At 54.6% G+C, this 18,022-nt stretch carries 11 protein-coding genes; 2 read left to right on the top strand and 9 right to left on the bottom strand.

The window, feature by feature from the left end; genetic code table 11:
* Positions 1-21 precede the first annotated feature (21 nt).
* A complete protein-coding gene (locus NST04_RS26500) occupies positions 22-675 on the bottom strand; it encodes a hypothetical protein (protein WP_341186949.1) in 654 nt (217 codons plus the stop codon).
* A 64-nt stretch (positions 676-739) separates the two neighbouring features.
* Between NST04_RS26500 and NST04_RS26495 the strand changes: the two genes are divergently transcribed.
* On the top strand, positions 740-1,195 hold the full coding sequence (locus tag NST04_RS26495) for an acetyltransferase (RefSeq protein WP_341186948.1): 456 nt from the start codon (positions 740-742) through the stop codon (positions 1,193-1,195).
* On the opposite strand, the gene NST04_RS26490 is transcribed toward NST04_RS26495, so the two are convergent.
* The 6 genes from NST04_RS26490 to NST04_RS26465 form a co-directional block, all read right to left on the bottom strand.
* Positions 1,190-4,573, bottom strand: a complete 3,384-nt coding sequence (locus NST04_RS26490) for a HEAT repeat domain-containing protein (RefSeq protein ID WP_341186947.1) — start codon at positions 4,571-4,573, stop codon at positions 1,190-1,192. The two genes, NST04_RS26495 and NST04_RS26490, sit on opposite strands and share 6 nt — an antisense overlap.
* A gap of 142 nt (positions 4,574-4,715) precedes the next feature.
* Positions 4,716-5,474 carry a peroxide stress protein YaaA gene (gene yaaA, locus NST04_RS26485; protein WP_341186946.1) on the bottom strand — a complete coding sequence of 253 codons (759 nt, stop codon included), beginning with the start codon at positions 5,472-5,474 and terminating at the stop codon, positions 4,716-4,718.
* A 47-nt stretch (positions 5,475-5,521) separates the two neighbouring features.
* Positions 5,522-5,776 carry a type II toxin-antitoxin system RelE/ParE family toxin gene (locus NST04_RS26480; RefSeq protein WP_341186945.1) on the bottom strand — a complete coding sequence of 85 codons (255 nt, stop codon included), beginning with the start codon at positions 5,774-5,776 and terminating at the stop codon, positions 5,522-5,524.
* Positions 5,777-6,075: 299 nt separating this feature from the next.
* On the bottom strand, positions 6,076-6,327 hold the full coding sequence (locus NST04_RS26475) for a type II toxin-antitoxin system Phd/YefM family antitoxin (RefSeq protein WP_341186944.1): 252 nt from the start codon (positions 6,325-6,327) through the stop codon (positions 6,076-6,078).
* A gap of 48 nt (positions 6,328-6,375) precedes the next feature.
* Positions 6,376-8,550, bottom strand: coding sequence for a 1,3-beta-galactosyl-N-acetylhexosamine phosphorylase (gnpA, locus tag NST04_RS26470; RefSeq protein ID WP_341186943.1), 2,175 nt, complete (start codon positions 8,548-8,550; stop codon positions 6,376-6,378).
* A 12-nt stretch (positions 8,551-8,562) separates the two neighbouring features.
* Positions 8,563-9,582: a glycoside hydrolase family 88/105 protein gene (locus NST04_RS26465; protein WP_341186942.1), complete on the bottom strand. Its 1,020-nt coding sequence runs from the start codon at positions 9,580-9,582 to the stop codon at positions 8,563-8,565.
* A gap of 195 nt (positions 9,583-9,777) precedes the next feature.
* Between NST04_RS26465 and NST04_RS26460 the strand changes: the two genes are divergently transcribed.
* A complete protein-coding gene (locus tag NST04_RS26460) occupies positions 9,778-10,719 on the top strand; it encodes an AraC family transcriptional regulator (RefSeq protein WP_341186941.1) in 942 nt (313 codons plus the stop codon).
* 7 nt (positions 10,720-10,726) lie between these two features.
* Here the strand turns inward: NST04_RS26460 and NST04_RS26455 are convergent, their stop codons facing one another.
* Positions 10,727-11,149, bottom strand: coding sequence for an NUDIX domain-containing protein (locus NST04_RS26455; protein ID WP_341186940.1), 423 nt, complete (start codon positions 11,147-11,149; stop codon positions 10,727-10,729).
* A gap of 456 nt (positions 11,150-11,605) precedes the next feature.
* Positions 11,606-17,917: an S-layer homology domain-containing protein gene (locus NST04_RS26450; protein WP_341186939.1), complete on the bottom strand. Its 6,312-nt coding sequence runs from the start codon at positions 17,915-17,917 to the stop codon at positions 11,606-11,608.
* Between the last annotated feature and the right edge of the window lie 105 nt (positions 17,918-18,022).

Raw genomic sequence — 18,022 nt, 5'->3', positions numbered from 1 at the left:
TAATCTTTTGGGAAGATGGCCTTAATCGGTCCCTCTTATCGCAATCATTCGCATGTTAACGCCAAGCATGACGAACCAGCCGGCGAACAGTAACTGGGAGATCAGGATCATTCCCTCACCAAGTAACCATGGATAGGAGCCGATAAGATCAAACACGCCGGTCAGAAGCCCGAGGGCTGCCGTGAATATTCCCAGTCCACTCTTCCAAATTACAAGGCTCAGCAGAATCGTTGCGATTCCAACGACTAATGCAACACAATGCACGCCCCCGTAATAGAAGCTGATAATCAGTCTGTAGCTCTCCGGCGTAAGCTCAATCCCATATACCGGATAGACCAGCCTCCCCAGAATAATAACCAATACGATATAGACAGGAACGCTAACCGCCAGCAGGCCGCAGCCAAACACTGTCAGGACCGGATTCACCTGCACCAGCAGCCGGTATAATGCCGCGATGGAGGGGATGAGAAGTACCGCAGCGAAGAACAAGACCTCATCTGCCATCGACAACTGGAACCGCCACTCGCTCAGCCAGGACAGCAGCGCAGCAGCTTGCAGCGGTGGAGACGGTACCGGCCTCAGGAACAGATATTGGGCCAGAAAAAGCAGTCCGGAGCCGATCAGGGTAATCCCGCCAAACTTCAGCAGGCGATGGTTCGTCTTCATACGCTTCATCTCGATTCTTGTGTATTCTAAATGCTATACTCTAAAAAAATAGATTAAGGAGAACGCTAACGCTATGAACCCAAACCCGATAAAGATCCTTACAGACCAAAATCGAAACCAGACACTCTCCCAAGAACTGCTAGTCATCTGGGAGAACGCTGTGCGGGCTACGCACCTGTTCCTCACCCCGCAGGATATTGAAGACCTGCGCCCCTTAGTTCTGCAAGGGATTGCAGAGATCCGGCATTTGATCACGTATACCCATCCGGAGGGGCATCCCCTCGGCTTCATCGGGATTCAGGATCAGAAGATTGAAATGCTGTTCGTAGATCCGGCTGTCCGGGGACTGGGTATCGGCAAAAGTCTCGTGGACTATGCCCTACACCACTTGAATGTGCATTCCGTCGATGTGAATGAAGACAATCCCCAGGCTGCCGGATTCTATGAACATCTAGGCTTCCAGGTCTACGGCCGCTCCGAACAGGATGAGCAAGGCAAGCCTTGGCCCATCCTGCATATGCGGTTATAGCATGAACAGCCGTGACTCTCTCGCTGTCCAAATATTCAGCGCCTGCGTGCGGACTGCGGGATTCGCATGATTCCTGTACTCCCGCAGACGCTCTGACGGCTCAGCGCTCCAGCGCAGCGCGCTTCCTGCTGCTTCCAGCAGAGACAGTCCGAGATACGGGGCTTCATAAGACGGTTCTGCCCGCAGCACATCCACAATCTTAAGCAATGTCTCCGCTGTCCAGTATCCGGCGCTGTTCTCCAGGCTGACGGCAAGCCCGCGGTACAACTCACTCAAGAGCTGTGGTTGACGGGTTACCTCCCGTGCGATCCGCTTCACATACCCGGACGCCTCCTCAGCGTTACTCCAATCGATCACTGCGATATATAAGGTCAAGACAAGCTCTTGTAACGTCTCATCGGCGGCCAGCGTGCCGGCCAGCTCCAGGTACAACGGGGTAAGCTGCACCCTTGTACTCTTAGGCAGACCTGTTAACTGCTTGATGAGTACCTGCAGGCGCTGCCGGTGCGGCAGGTCTCTATCCGCCGCTGCATTCCATTCCTGCGTCACGGGCGTCGCCGCCAGCTCCCGGCAGATACCGGCTACAACCGCGTTCACCTTGCCGTCCCGGGCGGCTTCAATCAATGTCATCATCGCGAACTCCCAACTGGAGCTGTCCTTCAGACCCGCAACCGCCTGAGCCGCAGCCGCCGCAACGGCGCCTTCATAACCGCTTGTCCACCACTTCATGGAAATATAAGCCTGGCTGATGACGGATACATCCGGGTGAGCGGCAATGGTTATGATTAAGTCCAGATAGCGCGGTCTGTAAGCAAGCGGAAGCCCAGCAGGCTGCTGGGACAACAAGCTCACTGCGATATCACGCTCTGGAGAAGCAGCGATGGTGCGCAGCACCTCCCAGCTCCGTTCATCATCCAGCAGCCCTCTGGCAGCATGCCCTATAGCAATCACCACATCTTTATGCACAGCAGGCTTCGCGAATTCATTCAACAGCAGCGGAAGGCTGTCCTCACTTCTATACGCACCAAGCAGGCGGATGGCTTCCTTACGGACGGTAATTTTCAGCTTCTCACGGTCCAATAGCTCCTTCAGCACCAGGGACAGCAGCGCCGGACGGACCCGGCGGATACACCTCGGGATGGAATACATCGCTACACGGGCCCGGTCGCTATCCAGATGCTCCAGCAGCACGGGCAGGGACTTCTCCGGCTCCTCCAGCAGGGACAAGGCATGAAGTGCCGCCTCCGCCACAGCCACCTCTTTGTCCTCAACCAGCTCATACAGCCGCTCCGGATTCACATCCGGCATAATCGCCAGCATTCTAATCGCTCTGGAACGCTCAAACAGGCTGTACTTGGGACCGAAGGCAATGGTGCTTAACAGGGCAGCATACGCCTGCTGCTGGCGGGGCAGCCAGCGGTAGAATCCGTCCGCAGCCGGAACAGGATAGACCGTTTTGCCCGAGAGGAACTTACCCTTGATCGCAGCCCCCGACAGATAAGGGTCCAGCCATTCCTGGCGCTTCAGGTGCAGATGCTGAAACACCTCGTGGATCGTAATGTACGATGGATCTGCATCCAGCAGCTCCTTCACCCGTTCATCGCGCGTCTGCAGCGGCTCCAGCCAGAGCCGGGTTGCCCGGATCGCGGTTCCCTCGGTTTTGGCCCGGGTGGCTTCCCGTAAGAGCTGCTGTAGCTTGACGATCCCGTACCCCCTTTTCCCAAAAGAATTCGCCAGACTCAGCACCAGGTTGTAATTCTCCCGCTTCCCCGCCTGCGCAGCGTAGGAATAGATGCCGTCAAAAATGATCTCTTCCACGCCCCGCGGCATGTTCTTCGCAAGTGATGGCAGGGAGAGCTGCCCGTCCTGCTTCGCCAGCTTCTGGAGCGTATCCAGTGCGAAGGTGAACAGCTCCCCGCCCGGCTCCGCCGCCTGATGGCGCAGAATGGAGAAGGCCAATTGCTGCACAGAGTATCTCGTACCGTAGGAGGTATCTCTGGCATCAATCACACTGTCTACCAGCACAGTAAGCGCAGGGACATGGGCAGCCTCGTACACAGACGCCGGACTCTCCGACAGCTCCTTGAACACCGCCCCCCGAACAGGGTCCTGATCATTACGGATGCGGCCTAAGGTCAATAGTGTAGCATCCATGCCCTGCCTTGCCAGAACTGTGCTGCGGACCAGCTGCATCAGCGCCGTAGCGCGTTCATCAGCATTCGATACCCGGATTGCCTGCTCCAGCTGCTCTCTGACCTGAAGAATCGGGCGGGCGGCGGTGATACGCAGGGTGCTCTCCCGGTTCTCCCTGATCTCACGCAGGCCCAGCATCCGGGCAGCCTCCCCGTCACGCAGCGCATGCGGCAATACATACAGCAGCATTTCCGGAAAAACCCGCTCCCGGCGCTTCTCCTCCTCATACGCAGCATCGAAAATCTCCTGGCGCTTAGAAGGCGCAAGATGTTCCAGCAGCCGCGCCACATGGTAGGGCTCGTCCGCCAGCAGCTTGGCAAGCTGCGACCACTGGTCCATAGAGAGGAGCTTCGCCCGCTTGAGCACAGCTTCAGGCACACCATAAGTCATAAGCTCACTACGCGTCTGCGTCCGGATCAGCAGCTCATACACTGCGCCTGGTCTCAGGCGCATCAGTGTGCCAAGATTCGCCTTAAGCGCAGGCGGCAGCATGTCTGCCGGTCCATGGTCCACCGCATAGGCCAGCACCAGGTCAGGCTTGCGACTACTCAGATGCTCCATCGCGGAGGAGAACTGCGACCAGACCAGCCCCTTAGCCCTTAGCGGGGCCGCCTCCAGCTCTCTGGTGAAATACTCAGCAACCACCTCCAGATGGCGGCTGGACAGCTTTTTCCAATCCTTAATGGCGTACCCCAGCTCAGCCAGCCGCGCGCGGACGGTTTCCGCAGAGCAAGCCTGCAGTACAATCGCTGCCTCCTCCGTGCCCCACCGGGCCTGTACCACTGCTAATAGCCGCTCCGCCAACTCCTGACGGTTCATCAGGGCTACCGTACGCAGCAGCTTGCGGCGGCAATCCTGTGACAGCTGCGGAAGCTCGCGTTCAATCTCTTCGGCTGAAGCTATTTTGGCTGCCAGACCTGCTGCCGTATTGCGGATGCTGGCCATCGGATGCTTCAGCCCAGCCAGAATCACTGGCGCATCCAGCGTAGCGATCGCCCCCATCAGGGCCAGACGCGCTTCATAAGCTCCGCCCCCAAGTAAGGAGGTAAGTAACTGTGAGTATTCCGGGGACCCCAAGTGATCGCGGCCTAGTCTTGTGATTGCTTTGATCCTATCGGAATACCCTAGGGCATCCAGCTCCCGCAGTAAGCGCTCTTTATTCAATGGATCTCGTCTCCCAGTCATAAGTCCTCCTCTTGAATCTGTTCTGAGTTCTTCCTTATTTTACAAAAAGCGAGCTTCCGCCCGCAAATAACAAAAGGGTAACCCCGAATCCGGCGTTTCCACCATCCTCAAGATTACCCTCTGTACTGCTCACTCTATCAGTCTACTCTTTGTTTTGTTTGGCCTGGACGAACACATAGGTGTTCTCATCTGACAAAGCCGCTTCATACCGGAAGTCAAATCCGCTGAAGCCCTGAATCTCCTCCACGCTGGTAATCTGCTGCTCCGCCATGAACCGGACCATCTCCCCCCTGGCCATCTTAACCAGTGTCGCCCGCTCCACCACCTTGCCGCCGATCTCCTGCCCGAATACAACGCTAACCATCCGGACATCGTCGCCTAAGTAAGGAGAGACGCATTTGCTGTATTCCTTGGAGGCCAGATTCACAATCGTGTCGGTCTCTGCGAACAGCTGATCGGCCAGCTTACGGTTCCAGAACTCATAGAGGGTACTGAAGCCCGGCCCGCCGAGCTTGGCCTGCATCTCCAGCCTGTAAGGGACCACACCGTCGAACGGCCGGACGATCCCATAGAACCCGGACAGGATCCGCAAATGCTGCTGCAGATAGTCCAGCTCCTCCGTCTGAAAAATCCCCGGCGCCATGTACTGGTATTGGATGCCCTCATAAGCGAAGATCGCCGGGGTCAGGTTCCGGGTCAGGTCCATCTCTTCAATCCGCTGCATATTCAGCTCAGCAATAGCGTCATTGCATTTCCACAACGCCTTGGCTTCTGCGTAACTTAATTTACGAAGCAGGGCCAGGAGCGTCTGTGACTCGTTTAAGAACTGCGGAGCCTGGCGGGATTCCAGGAAATCCGTGTCCGTCTTCATCTTTTTGGCAGGTGAAATGATGATTCTCATGATACGCTCTTTTCTACCCCTACGGGAAAATAATGTACCTCTATATATTACATCAAATCTTCATACTTGCGCTTCCCGTGAAGCACCCGTCTAATCTCAACAATATCATCTAGTACAACATAGAAGACTATGTAGTTGTCCACAACCAGAGAACGGTATTCATCCTTTAAGCCATTCATGTTACGGGCAACAGGACCTGAGAATGGAAATAACTCTAACCTGGCAATAGCTTCATCAAACTTATCCAACAGACCATTAGCTGCATCCGGTGCTGCAAGCTCATTGCTAATGCCTTCTCTCACTGGCCGCTTGTAGAGAGAATTGTTGCACTTTTTGCAGGATTCCTCCACACCTATTTCTGGCTGAATTACAATGTTGCATTATTTGCACAATTTTTGGTGTTTTGGGCAAGTTATCGCTGGATTTGTTGCATTTTGTGCATGATTTCAGGGATAGACCGCTTCTATGGGGCAAGATTGTTGCATTTCTTGCAGAATTCTTCTTACTTCCTCGGCTAAATGATGCGTGCCTGGACACGCAAATTCACGCAAATAAAAAACGCCTTGGCAGGGCGTTATTGATCTGATTTACTCCGAATCTGCTATCGCAAATTATTAAATACTTCAGAGTGAGTATAGCGCTCCTTAGAGGTATCGGCTTCATGCTCAGCTTCTTTAAGTTTCATGATAATCTCTTGATTCTGCTGAATATTCTCATATTGTTCGATACTCATCACTACCATATCCCCATAACCATTTTTGGTTAAAAAAACAGGCTCATTATTCTCATGAACAATCCGGGATATTTCAGCAAAATGGTTGCGCAAGTCGGATACGGGCCGAATCTGTGGCATTAAACTCCCCTCCTTTTAGCGCCATGTTATCATAAGTATGATAACGATTCAATTCCTACCCATCACCCGAATCACCGTATCAAAAGCTTCCAGCTCCACAACCTGCGGACCGTAGTCCGTCCCGATGGTGGTCTTCTGCAGCTGGTCGCTATTGTTAATCACAACCAGGTGCCTGCTCTCAGGGTAATACGCGCACTCGGTATAGAGGTTATCCGGGAGGTAGCGGGTCTCCTCCAGCTCGTTGCCGGCATAGCGGATCAGATTCAGCAGCAGGCGGGCATTCTCCCAGCTGAAGGCAAAGGACGGCAGGTAGATGCCCTTCCCTCTCCCGAAGCTATTCACAGACAAGGCCAGCTTGCCCTCTGCCTCCAGGATCACCGCAGCAGCCCCGTCAGTCAGATAGACCCCGTTCTTCGGTGTGAGACTGACGCCATCCGGCACCAGATCCGGCACCGGCTGAACCTCATAAGCCCATTTGCCATGCGCTACCCTTGCGCCGGTGTCCTCATCCACCCCGAGAACATGCGCCATCCGGAAATAATGATCGTAGCCATCCACGGCGGAAGGCTGATTCACCCCGATGAGCGTACCGCCCTTATACACCCACTCCGTCAAGGCATCCACCGCTTGGCTGTCCTTCCAGTGGTCCCCGCCGCTCCACGCCGAACCGGCACTGCCTGCATTAATCACCACCTCCACATCCTGTAAGATACCCTGGCGGACATCCTCGAAGTCGATGAACTGCACCTCCACCGGCAAGCCGGACAAGGCCTCATTGATATGAATCAGGTCATGCATATACGTCTCATGGAAGTGGCCGGAGAGGGTCCACGACCGCAGCTTGCCCCACGAGTGCAGAACAGCTACCTTAGTCTTGATGTGATAAGGCTCCCCCTGCCGGTGCAGCTCCTTGATCTCCCTGAATTCATCCGCAATCTTCTCAATATACGCGCAGAAATCCGGGTAAGGCTCGACCAGATGCAGATAGCCGCCCAGGCCAATCCGGTCGATTGGCTCACGCAGGAGGGCGCGCCGGATGTTAATCCAGTATTGCTTCGCATCGAGTGTGGGATTGCCCCCTTCCATGAAGGTAGGTGCGCCGCCCAGGCCAACCGGGAACAGGTACGGATGCAGCCGGATCTCATGCGTCTCCACCTTCACCCCTGAGCAGAGTCTGGCTTCATAGCCCGAGAACACGCATTTGATCATCCCGTCGAAGCCGAACTCCCCGAAGCGGTCATTGTAGGGCTCAGCGCCCACCCAGCTGTCATCATAGAAGACATAGGCCAGCTTGCCGTGCTTATGAACAATGTCAATTAACTGTTTGCCGAACCCGATGACGAAATCGTTGATAAAAGCCATATAGTCGAGCTTACGCTGCTCCGCCGGAATATGACTGACTCGGTATTTGCCGCCGTTCACGAAATCCTCTGCGCTCAGTGAATAGCCGTATTGCTCTGCGAACAGATCCAGTCCCCGGGCGCTCACCGTGAAGTCGTAGGACCCCCAGTCCGAGAACAGATGGCGGTTCCGCCCGTTGCTGCCCCAGATCCAGGCGAAATTGTAGAACAGGGAGGTGAACCGGACCACGGTCGTCGCCTGATGCTCCCCGCACCAGTCCTCCATCCAGTCCAACAGGTACTGCCGGGTCTCGGGATACATCGGATCGATCTGCATCAGATGCTCTTTATCCCAGTGATTCGTCGTGTGGTTGTACATGGAGATCTCTTCCCAGATCCGGTAGGCCATGAAGCTGACGGTATATTTATGCCAAGGCGTAATGCCGGTTAGCACCACATTGCCGGACTCCCGGTCGTAATTCCACTGCTCCCCCGGCACCTCCTTCCCGGTTGTCCGGTCGTACACCTGCCAGTACTTGAACGCCTCACGGGAATCATTCACCCTGAATTGCTCCGCGAAGAAATCCTCCAGCAGATAAATGGATATGTAATCCTGCACAGCCACCTTCGGACTTGTAATCAGGAAGGTCTGCTGCAGCTTGTCCGGGTTCCTCGACGCCCAAGCGTTATGGTCGCGGATGATACACAGGGTCGAATAGATGCCGTAACCGGCACTGATAATCTCTTCCGACAACTGTGTACCGTCACTGTCACGAATGACATCGGCTCCCCAACGTTCGGCAAGCTTCAGGGTCAGTGCTTCATAACCGGCTTCCCCCGGCAGGGTAAAAGCTCCTGTGGAGCCTGTGGATTTATTCGCCATCGCCTATCCCTCCTATTTAAGCAGATCCGACAGGAACGCAAGCGCGAGGCCTTGGCCCCAGCCCTGAGTCCAGTCCTTGGGAATATGGCGGTACCCTTCACGGTCCTTCATGACAGCGGTGCCACCCGATACGTTCAATACACGTCCGTCTTCCGTGATGTTCTCCAGAATGCCTTTCAGGGCCTTTTGCACATATTTGGTATGCAGCGGATTGCCGTTATTCACCATGGCCGCCGCGATCCCGCAGGACGCCGACACCTCTTCATAGGACTCCTCATCGTCCAGCAGCGTGCGCCACAGGCCGTTCTCCGTCTGCACCAGCTTCAGCGCCGCCAGCTGATCCCGCAGCGAGCACTCCACATCCATACACTGCGGGTACAGATACCACTCCTTAAGCAGCGGCTTCACCTGCGACATGGTATAGGCTCCCCAGGCGTTCGCCCGGCCCCAGTACAGCCCGGACATATGGTCCTGCTTCACATGGTTATAGCCGTGGAACCAGAGGCCGGTGCTTGGGTCCTGCAAGTATTTGATATGCCAGTAATACTGGTTAAGCGCGTCCTGAATCAGCTCCTGATCCTCCAGCTTGCTGCCCACACGCAGCAGGAAGAACGCCGCCATGAACAGCGTATCCGCCCAGGCCTGCTCCGGGAAGTCATTGGATACCGAGACCGTATGCTGCAGCACCTGATCCCCGAACCGCAGCGCGCTCCCCCGGATATAGCCGATTTTACTCAACACAATATCCCAGTACTTCTGGTCCCCCGTCTCCTCATACAACGTGATCAGCATATGGCCCATCGCACAGGTGTTGACCGTAAAGGCGGGCAGTCCCAGCTCAATATATTCATCTACCCACTTCACCAGCTGGTCCAGGTAGTCCTGATTCCCCGTGGTCTGGTAGGCTCTGGACACCCCGTAATACGCAACGCCGCATGGCCACTCCCACGTTAAATCCATCGCCAGTGTCTTCCTGGCAACCTTATCGATTACGCTTAAGATTTCTTCCCGGTTATATTGAACTTGAAGCATGTGTATTCCCCTCTCCTGTTCCTTGCGTCTCTTGAAGGCAGCTATCATCCGTCCATCCGCTTGCAAGCGCTTTACAGAATCTATTGTAAGCAGTAAAATGTTCTACATCTAAGCACATTCACATCAAAACTGCGCAGTTTCGACCCTTTATTCTTCATTCCTATTCTAACGCAAGAAGGACAGGAGCTGCTGAAGATGCCCAGAAAAAAGAAACCCGTCATTGAGTACCGCCACTATAGCCTGCCGATCCATTTCCCGGTCCTGCTGCTCAGCGGCGAACGCTGGAAGATCTCCGATATCAAGAGCGAGCATCTGCATTTCCACAACCATCTGGAGATCGGGATCTGCTATTCAGATAGCGGGATCATGGAGATTAAGGGCGAGAACGTGCCTTTTGCCGCCGGAGATGTAACCTTCCTGCCGCGGTATCTGCCCCACACGACGTACAGTTCTCCGGGAGAGGCCAGTCTGTGGTCCTATTTGTTTTTCTCGCCGGAGGATCTGTTTCAGCATTCCTTCAAGAGCGCCTACGCCGGCTTCGAGCCGAATCTCTGGGCAGTGCAGGGCAGCAATTGTATCCTAAGCAGGGACAAGCACCCCCTCGTCTATACGCTGGCTACCTCCATCGTCCTCGAATTGCAGCAGCAGAAGCCTTACTATCAGGAGAGTGCGTACGGCTTATTGCTGTCCCTGTACATTGAGCTGCTCCGCATTCATTCTACGAACGAAGCCTTGAGCGGGCAGGAGGCCGGGCATAGCCTGAAGGGCGATTTCGTGATCTCCCCTGCGCTGGAGTATATCACCAGGAACTATATGACGCCGATGACCATTAATGATCTGGCCGAGCTATGCCACTTAAGCACCACCCACTTCCGCCGCAAATTCCATGACATGATGGGCACCGCCCCCCTCGATTTCCTGAGCAGCACCCGCATTGAGGAAGCCTGCAAGCAGCTGAAGAGCACCGAGGATTCGATTCTGGAGATCTCGGAGAAGGTCGGCTTTCACTCGATCTCCAGCTTCAACCGCTGCTTCTCCAAGCTGATGGGCGTCTCCCCCAAGGAATGGCGCAAGGGTGCGCAGTCTGAGGCACAATCGGCGAAGGCGAGTATTCTGGAGTTCACGGGGTGGGTGTGAGTTCAGGTTATTTTCTTGCCAGCGCTACTCTTCGAATACTCTCTTGGGTCCAGGGAGGAGCCAGGGGATGCTTCAGGATCTCATCACAGGTCAGCCAATGGACGGCTTCCACTTCATCAGGACTCCGGTTAGTTGCTGTACCACTCTCATATTCACATAGGAACACCATATTGATGACATGGCGACCATCCTCAGTTACGAAGGAGGAGCTATACACAAAAGTAACCGCATCCTTGATCATGATGCCCACCTCCTCCTCGCATTCGCGCTTCACCGTCCGTTCGAGGATTTCGAGCGTGTTGCCCTCCATATCCACTTTTCCCCCTACAAGAGCCAGAGTCCCTCCTGCATGCTCTTCTTTGGTACTCCGTGTAATCACAAGCCACTTATCTTCCTTACAGATTGCTGCTTCTACGTTAACAATGAACATGCCACCATGACCCTCTCCTGAAAATTCTGTTATAGCCAATTATAGCAAATACCAGACCTTATCTAGCAAGCACCAAGCTTCCAATCTCCCGGGTAACCAGCAAGTGGACAAATGTATCTTAATTTATCGATTTCCGGGGATTGTACGCAAACAGGTGGAAAAACAGCAGCTAATTCTTGGGATTGTGCCAATTTCGCTGAATAGTGATCCATTAAGTATCCTTTATCCAACTGCTGTCCCTTTAGGACTCATCCGTTCTGCAGCAAGTGTATAAAATCCAACTGCTTCCGCCCGCCATCCTGCTATCTCCCTCACCACAGGTTATCCAAGGTCCAGATCGAGCCTTATCCTAATTTGCTATACGCCAAACCCTAAACTTCATCGGTCAAAAAAAAAGCGAATTCAGCACAATGTCTGAATCCGCTTTTTCTGATTCGAATATCTTAGTCTAATCCGTTAGTCAATCAGCTTCGACTTCTGGAGCAGACGCTGAATCAGCACCGCCACTTCTGCGCGGGTGACGTTAGCCTGTGCCTCCAGCTTATTGCCGCCGCGGCCGGTGATTAAGCCGGCGGAGGCTGCGAGCGCCAGGCTGTCCTTCGCCCAGGCTCCCGTGCGGCTTGCATCCGTGAAGCCTGCAAGCACGCCTGCGGTGTTCACTGTGCCGGTCTGTTCTGCGAGACCGGTCAGCTTCATCGCCTTAGCGATGATGTTCATGGCCTGCTCGCGTGTGATCCGGTCTCCGGGACGGAAGGTTCCGTCCTCGAAGCCGTTGATCAGACCCGCCTCTGACGCTGTTCCGACTGCTGCTGCATACCAGCTATCCGCCGGAACATCTGCGAATTCCGCAGTTCCCTCTCCAAGCTTCAGCCCCAGACCGCGTACGATGATCGCTGCGAATTCTGCACGGGTAATGTCCGCGTTCGGGTTGAACTTGGATGCGTTCACCCCGTTAATGACCAGACGGGAGCCCATGTCATTCACTGCATTCTTCGCCCAATGCTTCTCCACATCCGCGAATGTCTGCGGGTGCCAGACCACCGAATAGGTACTGTTCGTCAGACTGTTGATCTCTGCATAATATTTACCATCCTTCAGGATGATTCGGGTGGGTACATGACGCACCGTTCCATCCGGATCGACAACGATACCTGTTGTAAGCCGGGTAGGGTTAATCCCCTGCGGAAGCGCCAGGGTACGTGTTACATAAGCATTGAACCGGTTCAACTCTACTGTTGAGGTCCCGGAAGAAGCAGTAACTGTGAAATCCAGGGCTGGCGCTGCAAGGGTGAGGCCGCCTCTGCCTGCTGCAGCGCTAACCACCTGGTTCATGGCGGCCGAAGCATCACCAATGGTAATTCTCAGCGTTATGTCATCCAGCTTAGCCCCGTTACCTAATCTTGCGGCCAAGGCGCCAATGTTAATCTCGGATGCAGGCAACGTATAGCTTCCCTTGCTGGTCTGAAGCACCAGGGTGGCCGCCACATTCTCCATATTCTTGATCATCTGGCCGCTTAATTCGCCGATAATCACATTCGAATCCAGCATCATCGGAATAGTTACTACAGCCCCGTTCTCCTCAGCATCCAGCTTCGCCTGCAATCTGGCCGGATCTACCGCGATGGTCGTTGTTCTAATGTTACCGGAGGTCGTGGTCGTTGCTTTGCCCGCGTTCTCCTCCTTACCGTTTACAAGGACAATCACATCGGTGACCGTACTGGCCGGATTCCCGGAAGGAGTCCCGCTGTTCGGGTTACTTCCGCTTCCCGGGCTGACCGGATCGGGAGTTGGTGTTACCGGAGTAGTCACCGCAACTACTGCCATGACGCTGCCGTATTTTACCACAATACCTTCCGCATCTACCTCAGCAATCCCAAGCGTGTCACCATCGGCTGCCGGAATCAGCCCTTCACTGCCTACAAGAGTGTATCCGGTCAGGAGATCTCCCACATTCGGCACGATGATGCTGCCAGCACCAAAATTCTTATACAGCAGCTTATGCCCTTCAGCCGGTGCAGGCGTAACCTTGATTTGTGTATAGCCGTTACTCTCTGCTCCACCCGGATCACTGGCACTCACAGTCAAGTCCCCGGCAGGGATCAAGACATTCGTTGTAAAAGTCAGCGTAGCTGCCGGTCCTGCCGGAACTGATCCGCTGGCCGCAACCCGTAACTTCACAGTATGCTCGCCGCTGAGATCCGGCAGGTTGGTTCCGTCATATCGTACGAAGGGTCCGTCATCCACGGAGAATTCCATGCTAGTGTTCAGGCCCATTATCGTATTGTTCAGATCATCCGCTACCACTTCTGGAGCCGCCGGGATCACGGCATCTGAGTCATGCACGGTCACCTGAGCAATAGCAGAAGCAAAGTCCGTTGACGTAGCCTTCACCCGCACATAATACGTGCCTGGTGCAAGACCGGTAATCGTAGTGTCTGTAACTTCTGTCCAAGCCCCTGTGTTCCCCATCTGGTATTCCATCTGGACGGTCAGATTCTGCAGTGTTCCGTCATTGGCCCCGTTATAGGTCACATCCGTGACACTCACTCCAACCGGAGCAGCCTGACGCGCGGGAACACTCAACACTTGCGCATCACTATCGGTAGTGGTTACCCCATTGCCTGTCTTCACGATATTCAGTGTGGTTCCCAGCCAGCTGCTGTCTAGCAGGAGCATTCCGTCCATAGTAGCCGTTACAGCCGTACCATTTACGGTGTATACCCCTTCTGGAATCAGACCTGTCAATCGCTCAGCGTTAAAATCAATCACCGCCGCAGGCGTCACTTCCGCCGCAGATGCAAAAGAGGTCACTGTCACTTCCACCGCAGCTGAGCTGAACGCCGTTGCTGTCGCCTTCGTGCGGACAACATAGACGCCTGGCGCAAGGCCTGTGACGGTAGTGCCTGGAACATCTGTCCATGCGCCTGCTGTACCTTGTCTATATTCCATGGCTGTTGTCACATTCGTGAGCGTGCCATCCTTCGCATGAATCGCCGTTTCGTCTGTTGAAGCTACACCCGCAGGCGCTGCCGGACGGGCGGGAATAGTCAAAGTCTGCGCCGCACTATTGATGGTTGTGGAGGCATTCCCCTGCTTCACCAGGCTCAGGGAGCTGCCCAGCCAAGTGCTATCCAGCGCCAGCTTGCCGTCTGCATCCGCTGTTAGGACCAACGAACCATTCAGTGTATACACGCCGTTTGCCGTCAGACCGCTCAGCTGCTCAGCTTCGTAGTCAATGACCGCTGCTGGTGTGGCTTCCAGAGTGGGTACGTAGGCATTCACCGTTACAGCTTGTGCTTCCGAGGCAAAAGCTGTAACCGTACCCTTCGTACGGACATAGTACGTATCCGGGGCCAACCCGCTTACTTCAGTGCCTGTGACATCTGTCCATGCGCCTGCTGAACCTTTTTTATACTCCATGGCTGTTGTCACATTCGTAAGCGTACCGTTCTTCGCGTGAATCGCCGTCTCATCCGTTGCCGCTACTCCGGCAGGCGCTGCCGGACGGGCAGCAATCGTCAGGGTCTGCGCCGCACTATCTATAGTAGTTGACGCATTCCCCTGCTTCACTAGACTAAGGGAACTGCCCAGCCAAGCGCTATCCAGCGCCAGCTTACCGTCTGCATCTGCTGTTACGTTCAACGTACCGTTCAATGTATACGTACCGTTTGCCGTCAGACCGCTCAGCTGCTCAGCTTCGTAATCAATGACCGCTGCTGGTGTGGCTTCCGGTATCGCTACATACGCAACCACATTCACGCTGTGTGCTTCCGAGGCAAAAGCCGTCAAAGTCGCCTTGGTCTGGACGTAGTACGTGCCCGGAGCCAGCCCCGTCACCGTTGTACCTGTTACATCCGTCCATACGCCTGCGGCCCCTTGCTTGTACTCCATAGCCGGAGTCACATTCGTAAGCGTACCGTTCTTCGCGTTAATCGCCGTCTCATTCGTTGCTGTTACTCCGGCAGGTGCTGCCGGACGAACAGGGATGGTCAAGGTCTGCGCCGCACTGTTAATCGTCGTGGACGCATTTCCCTGCTTCACAAGGCTCAGTGAGGTTCCGAGCCAAGCGCTATCCAGCGCCAGCTTGCCCGCCGCATCCGCCTGTATCGATAATGTGCCATTCACCGTATAGAGACCATTCGCGAGCAGACCGCTTAATTGCTCGGCCCCATAGTCAATCACCGCTGCCGGGGTTGTCTCTACTATTGGCACATACGCATTCACCGTAACACTATACGCTTCCGAGGCAAAAGACGACGCCGTCAGTTTCACACGGACCTCATACATACCCGGAGCCAGTCCCGTCACAGATGTCCCGGTCACATCCGTCCATACTCCCCCGGTACTTAGCTTGTACTCCATTGCTGAAGTCACATTCGCAAGTGTTCCGTTGTCCGCATCTATCGCCAGTTCATCCGTTGCCGTCACACCAGCAGGTGTTGCCGGACGGGATGGAATGACCAGTACCTGCGCCGCACTGTCTACCGTTGTCGAAGCATTCCCCCGCTTCACAATACTCAGGGACTCTCCAAGCCAGCTCTGCTCCAGCGCAAGCGTACCATCCGCAGTCGCCGTTACCGATGTACCGTTTACGGTATACATACCATTCGCCGTCAGACCGCTCAGTTGCTCGGCCCCATAGTCAATCACCGCTGCCGGGGTAGCCTCTGCCGTTGGCACATACGCATTCACCGTTACACTATGCGCTTCCGATACAAAAGACGACGCCGTCAATTTCACACGGACCTCGTACGTACCCGGAGCCAGTCCCGTCACCGTTGTACCTGTTACATCCGTCCATACTCCACCGGTACTTGGCTTATACTCCATCGCTGAAGTCACATTCTCAAGTGTACCGTTGTCCGCATCTATCGCCAGTTCTTCCGTTGCCGTCACACCTGTTGGCGCCGCCGGACGGGATGGAATGACCAGCACCTGCGCCACACTGTCTACCGTTGTCGTAGAATTCCCTTGCTTCACAATACTCAGGGACTCTCCCAGCCAGCTCTGCTCCAGCGCCAGGGTGCCAGCCGCAGTCGCGGTTACCGCCTTACCGTTCACAGTATACGTGCCATTCGCGCTCAGACCGCTTAGCTGCTCGGCTGCGTAGTCGATCACCGCTGCCGGGGTTGGCTCCAGCGCTGGCTTGAACAGCGAGACGGTTGCCGTCAGCGGCGAACCGCTAACTGAGTATCCGCTAGGCGAATTCACAGCCACGGATACATCACCCTCGCCAGTCACTGAAGTAAGCGCAAGGCTCCAAGCGGTCCCCGATCCGCTCAAGGACCCTTTTACCGCAGAGCCTGTGCCATCTGTAATAATGATATCGTCTGCCGTCAGTCCGGCAATCGCAGCATCAAAGGTCAGGTCAATCTTCGTTGAAGTAGTGGTTCCCGGCACACCGTCCGCTACAGCCGATTGCAGCACAACCGGAGTTAAAGCCACCCTGTTAAACAGCTTGCCGGTAATTCTGAAATGAGTGGCATCTGTATTATCCGTTGTGATGAAAACAATCTTGTCGCCGAAGGCCGGATATACAGCGAACTTCGCATAATATTCCACATTGAACACCCAGTTAGCTGCATCGTAACCCTGAAATACAGCAGGAGCGGAATCCACCGGCTGATCCGTTGTATACAGCAGGGTCCCGTCATTGTCATAGTAATTCAGGTAGGCGTACTGGGTTCCCGACCACTCTGTGCCATAGTTATAGGCATCATCAATGGCCTTATTCGACGCGGCGTCCGTGCTTACCGTTACGAAACCCGGCAGTGTGCCCTTTTTGTAGATAGCAGCGGAAGCTGTTTGCAGAGCCCCGTTAACTGTAAACGTACCTTCATAGCTAGCATTGTTGTCATACAAGGAGACACTCGTGATTCCGGTCTGCCAGGCATATTGACTGAACATGAAATTCCCGTTGCTCAGCGTAGACAGATACAACTGCTTCTCATTCGTTCTCGCCCCAACATTAATGGTGGTTATGGAGGTTCCGCTGTTATTGAATAACTGCAGATAGATATTATCGTTCGGAGCCCCTGTATTGTAGGCCGCCATGTACACGCCGTCACCAGCAGCTACGTAGGACATGCTCGCATTGGCAGCTACCAGCAGGGTTTCGCTTGACACCGGTGCGCCCGCAGCAGTGAACACGCGGGTAACCGTGCTTACATTATCATTTCGTTGCCAGGAAAAAGCGATATCGCCGTTAGACAGCTCAGCCGCAGATATAAAACGCGTTAGCTGCGGCTGACTGGCCGCACTGAAGGTATTCAGCCGGGTCTGGCCGGTCACCTTCTGACCGTTCTTATCCAGCACCATGAAATAGGCATTGGGTGTACTCTCGGTAACTGTGCCCAGCTGCAGGTTGTACTCGCTGGAGTCGCTTTTACTGTACATAATCAGCAGATTTCCGTTATTGAGAGCAAGCATACTCACATACGTCATTTTGTAATAGGTGTCCATCAGGTTGCCCAGGTTAACGTCCGTGATAAGCGTTCCTGCGCTGTTATAGACCCTTAAGAAATTAGAGGCCGTGTAAGAATTCCCCTGATAGACGAATGAATTCAGCAGCACCGCCGTACTTCCATCCTGTAGGCCCTGCGCATCCGTAAGACTTTTACCCGCCGCATACGTAACCGGAGGCTCAATTACAAAATCAGCCGCTTCATTGAATGACGGCACCGCCGCATAGGCACGGAGTGACATCATGGGCAGCAGCCCGATCACCAATACCACAGCCAGCCCGATCTTCCCCAATTTCTTAAACATCGCTTTCCTCCTTGTCGAATGACCATTTCCATAATATTGATAACGCTTCCGCAAAACTCTGAACATGCTGCACACGCTCTGCACATGCCCGGCATTAGCAAGCAT

The organism is Paenibacillus sp. FSL H7-0756, from assembly GCF_038006765.1.
In the GTDB taxonomy this organism is placed as follows: domain Bacteria; phylum Bacillota; class Bacilli; order Paenibacillales; family Paenibacillaceae; genus Paenibacillus_AQ.
The sequence above is the reverse complement of the archived record's forward strand: the minus strand, read 5'-3'. Positions and strand labels throughout refer to the sequence as shown.